Consider the following 629-nt stretch of genomic DNA (forward strand, 5'->3'; position numbering starts at 1 on the left):
CGCGGAGCGGGAGGTCGACGCCGAGGCGGTCGCGCACGCGCGCGGTCAGGCGCGTCGCCAGCAGCGAGTGGCCGCCGAGCTCGAAGAAATTGTCGTGCACCCCGACCCTCTCAAGCCCCAGCACCTCGCACCAGATCTGCGCTAATCCTTCTTCGGTTGCGTTGCGCGGCGCTTGATAGGCCTGCTGCGCATAGGCGTCGCCCTCTGGCGCCGGCAGTGCGCGGCGGTCGGTCTTGCCGTTCGGCGTCAGCGGCATCGCATCGAGCCGCACGAAGGCCGACGGCAGCATGTAGTCGGGCAGGCTCTGCTGCAGATGGCTGCGCAATGCCGCAGCGTCTGTTGGCGCATCCGCCCCTGCATCGCTGCCGATCACATAGGCCACCAGCCGCTTGTCGCCCGGGCTGTCCTCGCGCACGATCACGACGGCGTCCTTCACGCCGTCATGCCGCATCAAGGCCGCCTCGATCTCACCGAGCTCGATCCGGTAGCCGCGCAGCTTCACCTGATGGTCGATCCGCCCGAGATACTCGAGCTCGCCATCAGCGCGCCAGCGCACCAGGTCGCCGCTGCGGTACAGCCGCTCGCCGTCACCGAACGGCGAGGGCACGAACCGCTCCGCCGTCAGCCCG

General features: G+C 69.5%; 1 protein-coding gene. It reads right to left on the reverse strand.

Going from position 1 to position 629, the window contains the following annotated elements:
* A partial coding sequence (locus tag MOV75_RS40995; protein ID WP_309487020.1) for a phosphopantetheine-binding protein occupies nt 1–607 on the reverse strand: 607 nt, incomplete at its 3' end.
* Between the last annotated feature and the right edge of the window lie 22 nt (nt 608–629).

This window comes from Bradyrhizobium sp. PRIMUS42 (assembly GCF_023006515.1).
In the GTDB taxonomy this organism is placed as follows: Bacteria; Pseudomonadota; Alphaproteobacteria; order Rhizobiales; family Xanthobacteraceae; genus Bradyrhizobium.